This window comes from Peribacillus sp. GL_122, assembly GCF_057835005.1.
Window position 1 is genome coordinate 5674923 of sequence record NZ_CM174415.1, and the last position, 13011, is coordinate 5687933.

At 41.5% G+C, this 13011-nt stretch carries 11 protein-coding genes; 6 read left to right on the plus strand and 5 right to left on the minus strand.

Annotation, left to right across the window (positions count from 1 at the left end; genetic code table 11):
• Positions 1-92: 92 nt before the first annotated feature.
• The 4 genes from AC3ISB_RS27720 to AC3ISB_RS27735 all read right to left on the minus strand — a co-directional run bounded on the left by AC3ISB_RS27720 (position 93) and on the right by AC3ISB_RS27735 (position 5370).
• Positions 93-1265, minus strand: a complete 1173-nt coding sequence (locus AC3ISB_RS27720) for a glycosyltransferase family 4 protein (RefSeq protein ID WP_480340115.1) — start codon at positions 1263-1265, stop codon at positions 93-95.
• 176 nt (positions 1266-1441) lie between these two features.
• Positions 1442-3157, minus strand: a complete 1716-nt coding sequence (locus AC3ISB_RS27725) for a right-handed parallel beta-helix repeat-containing protein (RefSeq protein WP_489275207.1) — start codon at positions 3155-3157, stop codon at positions 1442-1444.
• Positions 3158-3622: 465 nt separating this feature from the next.
• Entirely contained in the window at positions 3623-4165 is a 543-nt protein-coding gene (locus AC3ISB_RS27730; RefSeq protein ID WP_141992366.1) for a hypothetical protein, read from the minus strand.
• A gap of 8 nt (positions 4166-4173) precedes the next feature.
• Entirely contained in the window at positions 4174-5370 is a 1197-nt protein-coding gene (locus AC3ISB_RS27735; protein ID WP_141992367.1) for a ParM/StbA family protein, read from the minus strand.
• Positions 5371-6585: 1215 nt separating this feature from the next.
• Between AC3ISB_RS27735 and AC3ISB_RS27740 the strand changes: the two genes are divergently transcribed.
• The 3 genes from AC3ISB_RS27740 to AC3ISB_RS27750 all read left to right on the plus strand — a co-directional run bounded on the left by AC3ISB_RS27740 (position 6586) and on the right by AC3ISB_RS27750 (position 9208).
• Positions 6586-8106, plus strand: coding sequence for an FAD-dependent oxidoreductase (locus tag AC3ISB_RS27740; RefSeq protein WP_141992368.1), 1521 nt, complete (start codon positions 6586-6588; stop codon positions 8104-8106).
• Positions 8107-8215: 109 nt separating this feature from the next.
• Positions 8216-8410, plus strand: a complete 195-nt coding sequence (locus AC3ISB_RS27745) for a YwbE family protein (protein WP_076368446.1) — start codon at positions 8216-8218, stop codon at positions 8408-8410.
• Positions 8411-8551: 141 nt separating this feature from the next.
• A complete protein-coding gene (locus AC3ISB_RS27750) occupies positions 8552-9208 on the plus strand; it encodes an SIMPL domain-containing protein (RefSeq protein ID WP_144552624.1) in 657 nt (218 codons plus the stop codon).
• 56 nt (positions 9209-9264) lie between these two features.
• On the opposite strand, the gene purU is transcribed toward AC3ISB_RS27750, so the two are convergent.
• Positions 9265-10167, minus strand: a complete 903-nt coding sequence (gene purU / locus AC3ISB_RS27755; protein WP_141992370.1) for a formyltetrahydrofolate deformylase — start codon at positions 10165-10167, stop codon at positions 9265-9267.
• A gap of 473 nt (positions 10168-10640) precedes the next feature.
• On the opposite strand from purU, the gene AC3ISB_RS27760 reads away from it, so the two are divergent.
• From AC3ISB_RS27760 to AC3ISB_RS27770, 3 genes are read left to right on the plus strand one after another with little or no spacing between them, the layout of a single operon-like run.
• A complete protein-coding gene (locus AC3ISB_RS27760) occupies positions 10641-11420 on the plus strand; it encodes a transporter substrate-binding domain-containing protein (protein WP_098370270.1) in 780 nt (259 codons plus the stop codon).
• A 26-nt stretch (positions 11421-11446) separates the two neighbouring features.
• Entirely contained in the window at positions 11447-12112 is a 666-nt protein-coding gene (locus tag AC3ISB_RS27765) for an amino acid ABC transporter permease (RefSeq protein ID WP_098370271.1), read from the plus strand.
• 11 nt (positions 12113-12123) lie between these two features.
• Complete coding sequence (locus tag AC3ISB_RS27770; protein ID WP_098370272.1) at positions 12124-12864, plus strand: amino acid ABC transporter ATP-binding protein; 741 nt, start codon at positions 12124-12126, stop codon at positions 12862-12864.
• Positions 12865-13011 lie beyond the last annotated feature (147 nt).

Below are 13011 nucleotides of genomic sequence, written 5' to 3' on the forward strand. Positions count from 1 at the left end.
GAACTCCATCCTTTTTCCAAAATCAGATCTTTCATTACACGTTAAGTAAGAGGCATACAAATAAATCAAATTTTTGAAAGACCCCTGACTATTCAATGATTATTAACAACCAAATCAGACAGTGTTCTCTCTAGCTTTGAAATCAATTTGGTTTTCTCATAATTTAGGGTTAAACGCTTTATATTTCCTTGTATTTTCAGATACATTTGTTTGTCACTTTTCATTGATTTTACATACTCTATCATCTTTGATCGTTCACTATATTCAAAACCGTGACCTGCATCATATTTTGTCATAACCCCATGTTGCCAGCCTTTATAGTTTATTAATGTCGGTTTTCCGGCTGCCCAAAAATCAAAAAGTTTATTTTGACTATTCCTATCCAATATTTCATTATTCCGTACAAAACACAGACCTATATGAGATACGGCCATTAATAAGTACGCTTCTTTTTTAGATACCTGATCCAAGAAAATGACGTTGTTTAATTTCTTGCTCTCTTTCACTTGAATTAAGCGCTCTTTTTCCTTTCCATCCCCTACAATTAGATAGACGATATCGGGGTCATCAGTCTTTTCGGCAAGCTGTAAAATATAATCGATATTATTGATAAATCCTAATGTACCCGCATATAAACAGATAAACTTCGCTTTCAAACCTAATTTTTCCAATGCTTCTTCTTTATCCTTGGAACAAATCCGTGAAAAATAGTCTATATCCGCAAAGTTAGTAACCGTCGAAATCTTTTCTTGTTTAACTCCTTTTTTCAATAAATCTTCTTTCATTCCAGGCGAAAGCACGATGATTTTATCAGCTGCAGAATAAATCATGCTTTCCAGCTTCAATAAAATTCTCTTTAACCATTCATGTCTGATGATTCCCAGCTCAATAGGTATATCTGGCCATAAATCCCTTACTTCAAACACAAATTCGCTGCGCTTCACCTTAGCAAGAAGCATACCTATCAACCCAATCGTCAAAGGGGTCGAGGAAGCATAAACAACGTCTACCCCTTTCTCCTTCACCCCAATAAAAAAACTCTTATACATATAATGAATAAACGATAATAATCTTTTGAGGTAACTATACTCTTGTTTATATTTAGTTTTGGTTGATATGATCTTTATTCCCTCACGCGAATCTATTGAATTTCCGGTGATGATGGTGACTTTATTATTTTTAGAGACTAAAAATTTAGCTATTTCATAAGATCGGGTACTGCCTTTATCGGTATTGAAATATTGATGCAAATAAAGAACCTTCACTTTATCACCTCCTCTTTTACCCAATATGATTCAATTTGATTTACAGCTGAATGCTGTGCCTATTGCTTTCCCCAGAAAACAAATGTAACACTTAATATAGGTGTGACCTGTCCCTTTTTTAGAATGGGCCGTTTTAACTTTGAAACCCACTAGAGATTTGTCCTTCCCCTTGTTTTTCAGTGCATCAGATGGATTTCTTGCATGATTTTTTTCCTCACATTAGGTTTGTTCCAGTCAAGGAAGGCCGAGATGGCAAGCCAGTCATCCAGGCGGTTGTAAACCGTCTTGTCTTGTACATGGATTTCATGCCCGACATCGGTAAATATATTATCCCTTTCAATCCCCTTATTTTTCATGTTCATAGAGGTAATGGCATAGTCATTTGTAGGGCTGCCGTTATTATGCGACCCTCTGATGCCGATGCCCGCTGAACTGAACTTTTCGTCGGATTCATGAATTTGGTTTATGATGTTTCCTTTGAGTTTGGTGAACTTGTTGGAACTAAGGATCACAATCCCATTGTTGAAGCAATTTTCAATGATATTGCCTTCAATAAGGGCATTTTTGGTCACATGAATGCTGATGCCTCCCCATTCCTCGACATTAGCCTGGACATTATTCACATAATTGCCTTTAATCACGACCGTTTGCAGGAATCCCATCTCTGTTTCAGTAAGATCATGGAATTGCGTTCCGTTGGCCGCAATGCCTCGTTCGCTGACTGTGGCATTTTTATCTATATCGTAATACGCATAATCATTAAAGGATTCACCATTGATTCTATTCCCTGCAATCGTAATATTGCCGGGTGGGTAAGCTGAGATATCCCCTCCCATGTAATCCATTCCCCCGACAATGATTGGAAAACACGTGTTTAAGATGACATTATTCGTAAAGGAAACATTATGGCCTGAATGGGTGTCAATCCCTTCCCATCCAGGGTTGTTCGCCACCACATTCCCATCGACTGCAATAGTGTCACTTCGCGGGAACTTTGATTGAGTCATGGCATCTCCCGCATTGTCTTTCCGGTGGCTAAAGGCGATGCCATAGCTTTGTTTGGTATTGCCCACCGTTTCCCCTGGCCCAAGATCTCTCACTGTCGCATGCCTAACAGTCACGTTACTCGCAGAATAACCGCCGATGCCTGCATATCCAATATCTTTTATGATCATTTTGTTTCTTTTTCTCGAATCGGACCCTTTAATCGTGACTCCATTCACATGTTCTAAGTAAATGCCAAATCCCTCATACCCGGTGATTTGAACATCTTCGATCAGGATATTTTGAAGCCTCTGCAAATCACTTACAGTCGAATAGACAGACACCAAATCCGCCGTGGATTTGGATTGATCGATTGCGGTAACCTCAATGCCCCTGTTCCGTGCCGCATAATAGTTCCTCGGTTCCCCAGTTTGGGGATCTTCCGTCCGTCGTTTCCCATCGAGTATCAGGTTTTTGACGCCCGTATGGCTCACCATGATTTTTATGGTGACAGAATCGCTCGAGGGCTGGGTACACATTGTCGTGACGGGTCTTCCATTCTCCATCGTCCCTTCTAATGTGACCCCTTCTTTCATCATAATAAAGGCACTCGCCGTGAACTGGCCTTTTGACAAACGAACCGTTCCCCTTTTCCCATTCGATACATCTTGCGGGTAGTCGGAAACCCTCGTAATGGCCTCATTAACGATTGCCCGGATCGTTGTGGTGGAATAGTTCGCCTCTAGTGACAGCGTTTGTTTTACCTTCCCTTTATTGTCCAATAACTGAATCAACGTTCCCGTTGTGGGTCCGCACACTTCGTTTGCCCCGACGGCCGTTGACTGGAGGGAGATGAACGCTATGGTGAACACGGTAAATATTCCTGCAATTTTATATAATCGTTTCATCTAAAACTCCAATGTCTTTTTTTATTCTTTGACAGTTTTTTACGTATTCCGAAGACTGATGACAAAGACACCATATTCGACCTAAAAAAGAGGGGGCGCACATCTAATGTTACATGGGAAGTGAAATGTGCATTTCTCAAAATCAACATAACATGTGTTAATTTTGGAACAGTCGCTTAAGCTTACGGCTAATCTGTATGGAATAAAGGGGTAGCCGGATTGTGATTCGGGGAAACAACCTTCTTCCGTCGCCATTGAAAAGTGAAGGGCCGGTTGATGCGTGTTTATTCATAGAAGGGATGTGTCTGTCCATGACAAGGGGGGGTTACATCCGTCACGAAAAAAAGCCTTTCCCCGGTTGTTTACGGGAAAAGGCTGATGTCTAGTTCAAAGGGGTTTGTGTCATTAACCCCCGCAAAAGAAAAAGGAGGATATTCAACTTATCGTCAAATATCCTCCAAAAGTTCACTGGTTCATTTGATCAAGAAAATCACCCAGGAGATCGTCGAGATTTTCCTCTTCCGGTTCGGAATCTTCCACTTGTTGTTCTGGTTCATTCAAACTCCAATCAAAGTCATCCAGGTTCTTCTTAGGCAGGTATTTTGGGGCCTCCTCGGCTTCCTTATCTTCAGGCTCGGCCTGGACATACAGTTCCTCATTCAGTTCATTATTGTTCAAAGAGGCAAGCAGGGCCGTAGCGCGTAAAGGATCGGATAAAAGGTGGTACATAATCGTTCCAAGCATAGCTTCTGAGTGGGAATGCTTGAGCCAATCACGCTGAGATTTGCTTAGTTTGTTCGGCATGGGCAGGGCAATCATTTCCCGATCCTGATGGGAGGATTGCCCGACTCCATCGAGAACATACTCGGCAATTTTACTGGAAAAATTCCTTCTTTCCGTTTCCTTCAATTTCTGCAGCTGTCTTAACGTATAGTCTGATACATCCGAAGGGATACGAAAAGTGATGGCTTGTCCTCTTTTAATTTCAGAAGAAGCTGTTTTTTTCATTCTCTCACCTATTTAATGGAGCCCGTTCTTTGTTCTTTCTTCTTTTGCTGTGACTGATTCTGTTCCTTTGTATTCCGGCGGCGATTAAAATCCGAAATCAATTTATAATAGGCGTTTGCCATCATCCAAACGCTTTCCCGCTCATCTTCGAAAAAGTCTATATTGTAGCCATCGAAATTTTGATTCAATGTTTTCAAGTAATCTTTCAGGACAATCGATCCCCCGCCTACAAAATAGCAGATTTCCGTTTGGGAATTTTTTTGCCATACGTTGCGCAGGTGACGATATTGCTTTTTGGCCAGTTCACCTAAAATGCGGTCGACGATATCATGGACGCTTGTCCTGCTTCCGCGAACCATAATATGATTGCGATCATTTTTCTTCGTGATGATTTCGACGACGTCGCGCCTGCTATCCAGCTCGACACCATGTTTCTTCCTGATTTCTTCACGAATCGATTCAAGGGCTTCAGCTACTCCCAAATTAAATCCTTGTGCTTTGTCATCGTCAACTTTACGATTTTTAATGACAGCGATATCCGTCGATAATCCACCGATATCCTGGATGAGTATTCTTCTATCTATTAATTCACGGTTAATAATATTCAAATCTTTATCCATGACCAAATTTATGTATGCAGCAAAGCCCTCTGGATAGACTTTCACTTCATCAAATTTGATATTAACCTTTATGCCTTGGTATTTAGGAGTAATTAAAAATTCCACCTGGTGGACTGAACCAAGTAATTTCGAGCGGTATCCGACGTCTTTCCCTTCTTTAACCTCCCGAAGTGGCAACCCTGTTCCAAGCGTATAGTTGGCTTCCACAACGTTATTCACTTTTTTGAATGTATCGTTGTCCCCCAACTTGGCAGCGTCTAATGCAAGAGCCGCAAAAAGCATGACTAATGTTTGATCTTCTTCCGATTTACTGCTTCCTAAATCCAATTCAGTAGGATTATCACTTTTTGTCGCCAAGTTCCCAACGCGATAAATCGCATTATTATCTTGAAGGGCTGGTGAATGGACCCTAATATGAATCCCTTCCAATGGGTTTTTTTCATCAAGTTCCTCAATCCCAATGACCGGACGGTCCTCTATGTCTTTTGCAATGACATTTGGTATATATAGTTCAGACTCTAGCTTTCCAAAAATAGCCTTGATAGCATCATTTCCTACGTCTACTGCTGCGATTCTAGAACTCATCTAAAAACATCCCCTTTTTTATAGAAAAAAATTTTAAGTGAAGCTTTCCCTTTAAGGATAGAAAAAGTTGCCTCGATAGTCAATCCTTCATAAGTTGTAGCTATATTTGTCGAATTGTTTTCAAATTGTTTACAATAGGAACAAGTATGTATACACCTTATATATAGCCATGTGTACGTTTTTGTAAACGTGTATACTTATTTGTGTACATTACATATATTTTTGTTTACATGTATACATTTTTGTAAACAAACCAAATAATGTATTTTTTTACTCTTTCTTCTTACAAAAATAAGCGTATAAATAGCGAATTTGGATATGGTGATAAATGGACAATTTACAAATGAACTGTATGGAGGTATTCAAATGACTGAAAAAAATCAGACCTTCCCCGGTTTCCGGAACCCTATTGGCGCAGTGCGTTAACTTTCCCATCTTTTTCTAAACTAGAAATAGATATAAACTCTGATGTCTTAATAGTAGGCGATGGAATTACAGGGATTACTCAGTTTAACAAGGTATTAAAGTTACACTGATAGAGGCTGGCGAAATCCTTAACGGATCAACGGGACACACCACAGCATGGCCTGGTTTACGATTTGTTTGTTCACTAAAACATGGTGAAAAGAAAGCCAAACTATATTATGTAGCCAATGCAGAAAGAATGGGCTTATCAAAGACTTGGTAGAAGAACATTCCATTGAATGTAATTTGACTGCAATGGATACCTATATTCACGCAAATACTGATGAATATAAAAGTGAAATTCCAAAAGAACTAAAAGCCTATCGAAACTAGCCATTCGCGGGATTATGCAGAAGAAATCCCTTTCTCCATTCCTTGTAAATCTTCCATGATCCAAGCACAGTTTCACCCCTTTAAAATATTTAACGGCCCTCCTCTCCACGATTCTGGAAGCTGAAAAAGTTTCCACGATAGTCAATGCTTCATTAATAGTAGCTATAATTTCCGAATTGTTTACAATAGGAACAAATATGTGTACGCCTGATATATAGCCATGTGTACGTGTTCGTAAACATGTATGCGTTTTTGTTTACAATACATCTATTTTCGTTTACATGTATACGTAATCGTAAACAAACCAAATAATGTATTTTTTTAATATTTCTTCTTACAAAAATAAGCGTATAAATAGCGGATTTGGGTATGGTAATAAATGGACAATTTACTAATGAACTGTATGGAGGTATTCAAATGACTGAAAAAAATACAGACCTTCCCCGATTTCCGGAACCCTATTGGCGCAGTGCGTTAACTTTCCCATCTTTTTCTAAACTAGAAACAGATATAAACTCTGATGTCTTAATAGTAGGCGGCGGAATTACTGGCATCACTTCTGCTTATCTACTAGCTAAACAAGGTGTTAAAGTCACACTGATTGATGCAGGCGAAATCCTAACTGGAACGACAGGACACACTACAGCAAAAATCACGGCCCAGCATGGCTTGATTTATGATCAATTGATCACTGACCATGGCGAAGAGAAGGCCAAACTTTATTATGAAGCCAATGCAGAGGGAATGAAGCTAATCAAAGACTTGGTAGAAGAACATTCCATTGAATGTAATTTGACTGCACAGGATGCCTATGTCTACGCAAATACAGATGAATATAAAATCAAAATTCAAAATGAACTGAAAGCCTATCAAAAACTCGGCATTCGGGGGGATTATTCAGAGAATATCCCTTTCTCCATCCCTTCTAAAGCTGCCGTGATAATGAAAGATCAAGCACAGTTTCACCCGTTAAAATACTTAACTGCCCTCATTTCGACAATTCTCGAAAGTGGAGGCAAAATTTATGAACGGACAACGGCTATGAAGATTGAAGACGGCGATCCACCTACCGTTCTGACCGATACTGGACATACAATCAAAAGCAATCAGGTAATCGTTGCCTCCCACTTCCCTTTTAATGATGAAAAGGGCTTATACTTTGCCCGTGTCCATGTAGATAGGTCCTATGTACTTGGAATCAGGACTGAACAGGAATATCCCGGTGGGATGTATTACAGTGCAGACAGCCCTACCCGCTCCCTTCGCTATACGGAATTGGACAATGGGGAAAAACTTATACTAGTCGGCGGGGATGGTCATAAAACAGGCCAGGGAGTCTCGATGATCGAGCATTATGAAGCACTGAAGGACTTCAGTTCCCAATATTTCGATGTGAAGGACATTCCCTACCGCTGGTCGGCACAAGATATTGTGACACCGGATAATATCCCCTTCGTCGGACCAGTGACATCCAATAATCCAAATGTTCTGATAGCTACCGGCTATGCGAAATGGGGAATGACGAATGGGTCGATTGCGGCCAAGATCTTAACTGACCGGGTTTTGCAAAGGGATAACCGCTATGCAGACTTGTATGACCCCGCCCGTTTAAAAGGCATGAAGAATATAGTCCAAGATAATGCTGATGTAGCGAAGCATTTGATCAAAAGCAAATTGGCCGTCATTCATAAAACGCCGGAAGACATAGGAATTGATGAAGGAGCAATCGTGAAGGTGAATGGAGACAAGGCAGGGTGTTACCGAGATCATGATGGCCAGCTTCATATTGTCGATTCCACTTGTACGCACATGGGATGTGAAGTTGCCTGGAATAGCGGCGACCGTACTTGGGATTGCCCATGCCATGGCTCCCGCTACTCCATCGCTGGTGAAGTGTTGAATGGCCCTGCTGTCGAACCATTGAAAAAAATACGCTGATGGTCACAGTGATTTTATCTAATAGTCGACTGGGTCCGATGTTTTCCTTATACTGAAGTTACTGCACGGTTGAATGGTTGCAAATAACTCTGAAAAGGATTGAATTGAAATGAACGGTAAAAATCGGAAGGACATTACCCCAGGTGCCTCTGTGGACATTGTACTTAAAGCAGATCAACGCAGCGGAAAACTGACAAGCGGCACTGTAAAGGATATTTTGACTAACTCCAGCACTCACCCTCATGGAATTAAAGTAAGATTGACTGATGGCCAGGTCGGCAGGGTTCAAGTCATTCATAAGTAACGCGCACTCGGTTCAGGCCGAGTGTTTTTTTGTGATCATTCGACCGAATTAATGACAATGGGATATTTCAATCATGTTTCCCGTTCATAATTCGTACAATAGGGGTGAGATTATCTCTTTTAAAAAAAGGCTGGTGTCAAAATGAAAGAATACAATACCCCTGATAGGGTTCATTACCGCAACGAGGAACATACATTGAAAGTTTCCGGCTCAGAGACGCTATCTGCCGCTCCGGATCAAGCCACAATCACCCTAGGAGTCATAACAGAGGATAAGGACCCGCAAAAGGCCCAGCAAGCCAATTCCCAAGCAATCGCAAATGTCATCGCATCACTCAAATCCGCAGGCATTCCCGAAGAGCAATTGAAAACGAGTGATTACAGAATCGATCCGCAATATGATTATATTGACGGAAAGGAATTGTTCAAGAACTACAAAGTCCAGCATATCATCCAAGCCCAAACGACCGACATCGAGAAAATAGGAAGCATAATCGACACGGCCGTCAGAAGCGGCGCCAATTCAATCACCAGCATCCGCTTCTCTTTATCCAACCCGGATGCATACTATAACCAGGCACTTTCTCTCGCTTTAAAAAATGCATACGAAAAAGCACTCTCCATGGCCCGAACACTAGGAATCTCATTGAACCCAGTCCCTAATAAGGTTGAAGAGCTATCTGAAACGGCAACACCGATGCTTTACCAAACAAGTACCTTTTCAAAAATGGCGACTACCCCGATTCAGCCTGGTGAATTGAACATCACTGCCTCAGTAAGGGTGGAGTACACGTACTAGCACTCACTAAATTCCATCCTAAAAACCCCCCTTGGTGAACAAAGGGGGGGTTCACTTTAAAAGACTACCGTCTTATTTTCATGAACAAGGACGCGGTCCTCCAAATGCCATTTAACGGCACGTGCCAGCACCCTGCGTTCAGCTGAACGACCGATTTTCTTCATATCCCCAGCAGAATCACGATGGTCCACACGTTCAATATCCTGCTCGATGATTGGACCTTCATCCAAATCATTCGTCACATAATGGGAAGTCGCCCCAATCAGCTTAACACCTCTGTCATAAGCTCTTTCATAAGGCCGTGCTCCAATGAATGCAGGTAAAAATGAATGATGTATATTGATGATTTTGTTTGGATGGGCCGCTACGAAGTCCGGCGTCAATATCTGCATATACCTAGCTAAGACAATAAGGTCCACTTTGAATTCTTCCAGAAGTCCAAGCTGTTTTGTCTCCACTTCCCTACGTATATCCTTATTTGCAGGAATGTAATAAAATGGGATGCCCATTGATTCGACAATTTGTCTTGTATCTTCATGATTACTGATGACTAGCGCAATATCAGCTAATAAATCCCCGCTTTGCCACTCCCATAGCAATTCCAGAAGACAGTGCGGTTCCTTGGAAACGAAGATTGCCGTCCGCTTCAGATCACTCACATGGTTAAATGTCCATTGCATCGAGAATGCTGTCGAAACTTCCTGGAATGCCAGTTGCATATCCGCTGCCCTATCCTTCAATCCGGGACAATCGAATTCGATCCTGGTGAAAAAGGTACCGCCCTCAGGATTCATCGAATACTGACTCAATTCAACAATATTTGCATCATATTCTTTTAGAAAGGCAGTAACTGTCGAAACAATTCCTGGCCGGTCCGGACACTTTATAATCAATCGGCCTCTATCTTGATTCTTTTCGCGAAACTCCTGTAACTGTTCTTGCACAAAGTTGCTAACCATTTTCCCAACTGCCCTTCTTCTATTTTGCTATATTATACTTCAATTCATGGGCAAAATTAAAGTCAGTCAATTCAATACGGGATTTTGTTGGCAGACAACGAGGTCCCTTTTTTAAATCCTCCAGTTTTACCCCATCCCATTCATTAGATATGGTTTCGATAGAGTCTAAAACATCATCATGAATTGTTTCAAATTCATCTCTAGCGCTGAATCTAACTGAATTTTCTTACTCCACCAAATAATAATTGTCATTATTTCAGGAAATTACCGGTAATTTGGAAGGAAATGAAGGCAAAGGTCGAGAACCTTTATGAAATGCATAGTGAAGGGGATTCTTGAATGAAATGTCGGCATGTTCTGGACACCCTTTTTTATTTCAGTTTTAATTTCCCTAGTTAATGAGGTTATTACACTGCCTCATAAGGGTATAGACCATTCTATTAGTTTTTTTCAAAGGGGGAAATGAAATTATCATGAAATCATCAGTTACATTCATTGTATCCATTCTGGCTGTTCTCGGTCTTCTATCCGGCTGTGCTGAAAAGGACCAGCTGGAGGATGGAAGCAAGCTGATCAATAAGGACCAGTTTGTTTTCGCTGCCTCAGGCGAATTCAAGCCATTCAGTTATGTCAATGATGACATGACCGTAACCGGATTCGATATTGAGGTCGGCGATGCAATAGCAAAGGAACTGGACCTGGAGCCAGTACCTAAACGGATAAAATTCAAAGGTATTGTGGAAGGTGTCAAAACCGGTCGGGCAGATGCCGCGGTTGCCAGTCATACAATCAATGAACAACGAAGTAAACATGTTGCCTTCTCGACCCCTTATTACTACTCAGGTCCTCAAATTTTCGTCCGCTCAGATAGTGATATTAAAACGGTCGAAGATTTAAAGGGAAAGGAAGTTGCGGCTTCTAAAGGCTCCACGTACGCAACCACAGCAGAAAAGTATACAACCAATGTAAAAACCTATGACAGTGATATCACAGCCCTGAAAGCATTGAGCGGAGGACGTCATGATGCCGTCATCACCGACTTCGTAACCGGCAAGGAAGCTGCCAAGGAAGGTTTCGACGTCGAAGGAAGGCAATTGATCGAACGAAGCGAGCAGGCCATCGTACTGCCTAACGACAACCCTCAGCTGCTTGCACGTATTAACGAAGCACTTGAAAACCTCCGGGAAGATGGAACGCTTGCGGAAATCAGCAAAAAATACTTTGGTGAGGACATCACAACCAAGCCTGAATAAAGATTGATAGAAAGGGAGTCATTACATTGCCAAGTTTTTCACATTTTTTTGATACATTATTTAACTCCTCGGACGTATTCATCCGAGCCATGCTCCTCACATTGGAACTGACGGTAGTCTCCATATTGGTAGGAATCGTCATCGGATTGCTATTTGCACTTTTAAAAATTTCCAATATAAAAATTCTTGCATGGATTTCAGATACATATGTATTCCTGGTACGGGGAACACCGCTAATCGTACAGATATTCATACTCTATTTCGGTATCAGCAATCTCTTCTTACTGCCGGACTTCTGGGCGGCGTCACTTGCCTTGGCCTTCCATAATGGAGCTTATATCTCTGAAATTTTACGTGGTACGATCCAATCCATCGATAAAGGCCAAATGGAAGCCGGGCGCTCCCTTGGCATGAGCAACTCTCTCACATTAAGAAGAATCATCTTACCTCAAGCCTTCCGTCGCGCATTGCCGCCGCTAGGCAACCAATTCATCATCGGACTGAAAGATTCATCACTGGCAGCCTTCATCTCCATGAATGAGCTGTTTAACGTGGCGACTACGTTAGGTTCGAATAATTTCGATGAAATGACTTATTTACTGATTGTAGCGGTCTACTACTTGATTCTAGTGGCATTCCTGACCATTATCGTCAATTTATTCGAAAAGAAACTTTCCATTAGTGATCGATAGGGGGAATTGAAATGGAACAAAAAGAAATGATTCGCATTAGGAATTTAAATAAATCGTATGGAAGCCTGCATGTACTCAAAGATATTGATATGAAGGTACTGGATAGCGATGTTGTCTGTCTGATCGGGCCAAGCGGTTCCGGAAAAAGCACCCTGCTTCGCTGTTTGAATTATTTAGAGAAAAAAGACAGCGGGCAAATCCTCATTGAAGGAACTGAAATCCAACCGGGTACCCATGATATTAATAAAATCCGCGAGAAAGTCGGAATGGTTTTTCAGCATTTCTACCTCTTCCCGCATATGACCGTGCTTGAAAATGTCATCGAAGCACCGACTCACGTCAAAAAGGTCCCTAAGGCCCAGGCAATCGAGGAAGCAAGAGCATTGCTTGCCAAAGTCGGCTTATCAGATAAAGCGGATGTCTATCCAAGCAAGCTCTCAGGTGGGCAGAAACAGCGTGTGGCCATAGCCCGTGCCCTTGCCATGAAGCCTGATATCCTACTCTTTGATGAGCCTACCTCGGCTCTGGATCCCGAACTTGTCGGGGAAGTTCTTGCCACGATGAAGGAACTTGCATTGGAAGGGATGACAATGGTAGTCGTTACACATGAAATGAGCTTTGCACGTGAAGTAGGAGATTGGATTGTCTTCATGCATAATGGGAGGGTTGTCGAAAGCGGCCCGCCAAAAGAATTCTTCACCAATCCAAAAGAAGAGCGGACAAAAGAATTTTTGCAAACGACAGTCTTTTGATTTCCATCCTAAAATCTGTCTATTAGCGAGAATAATTTGTCATAGAGCCTAAATCACTAAAATAAGCAATACAGGCGTGACTTCCTGTATTGCTTATTTTGGGTTCCCTAAATTACATGATCAAAGTTTCAGGGATATTTTCGCTCT

Coding starts and splice junctions, on each gene's coding strand:
- AC3ISB_RS27725 (WP_489275207.1), bottom strand. CDS start 3,157: ATGAAACGATTATATAAAATTGCAGGAATATTTACCGTGTTCACCATA.
- AC3ISB_RS27750 (WP_144552624.1), top strand. CDS start 8,552: ATGAAAGAATACAATACCCCTGATAGGGTTCATTACCGCAACGAGGAA.
- AC3ISB_RS27745 (WP_076368446.1), top strand. CDS start 8,216: ATGAACGGTAAAAATCGGAAGGACATTACCCCAGGTGCCTCTGTGGAC.
- AC3ISB_RS27735 (WP_141992367.1), bottom strand. CDS start 5,370: ATGAGTTCTAGAATCGCAGCAGTAGACGTAGGAAATGATGCTATCAAG.
- AC3ISB_RS27740 (WP_141992368.1), top strand. CDS start 6,586: ATGACTGAAAAAAATACAGACCTTCCCCGATTTCCGGAACCCTATTGG.
- AC3ISB_RS27730 (WP_141992366.1), bottom strand. CDS start 4,165: ATGAAAAAAACAGCTTCTTCTGAAATTAAAAGAGGACAAGCCATCACT.
- purU (WP_141992370.1), bottom strand. CDS start 10,167: ATGGTTAGCAACTTTGTGCAAGAACAGTTACAGGAGTTTCGCGAAAAG.
- AC3ISB_RS27760 (WP_098370270.1), top strand. CDS start 10,641: ATGAAATCATCAGTTACATTCATTGTATCCATTCTGGCTGTTCTCGGT.
- AC3ISB_RS27770 (WP_098370272.1), top strand. CDS start 12,124: ATGGAACAAAAAGAAATGATTCGCATTAGGAATTTAAATAAATCGTAT.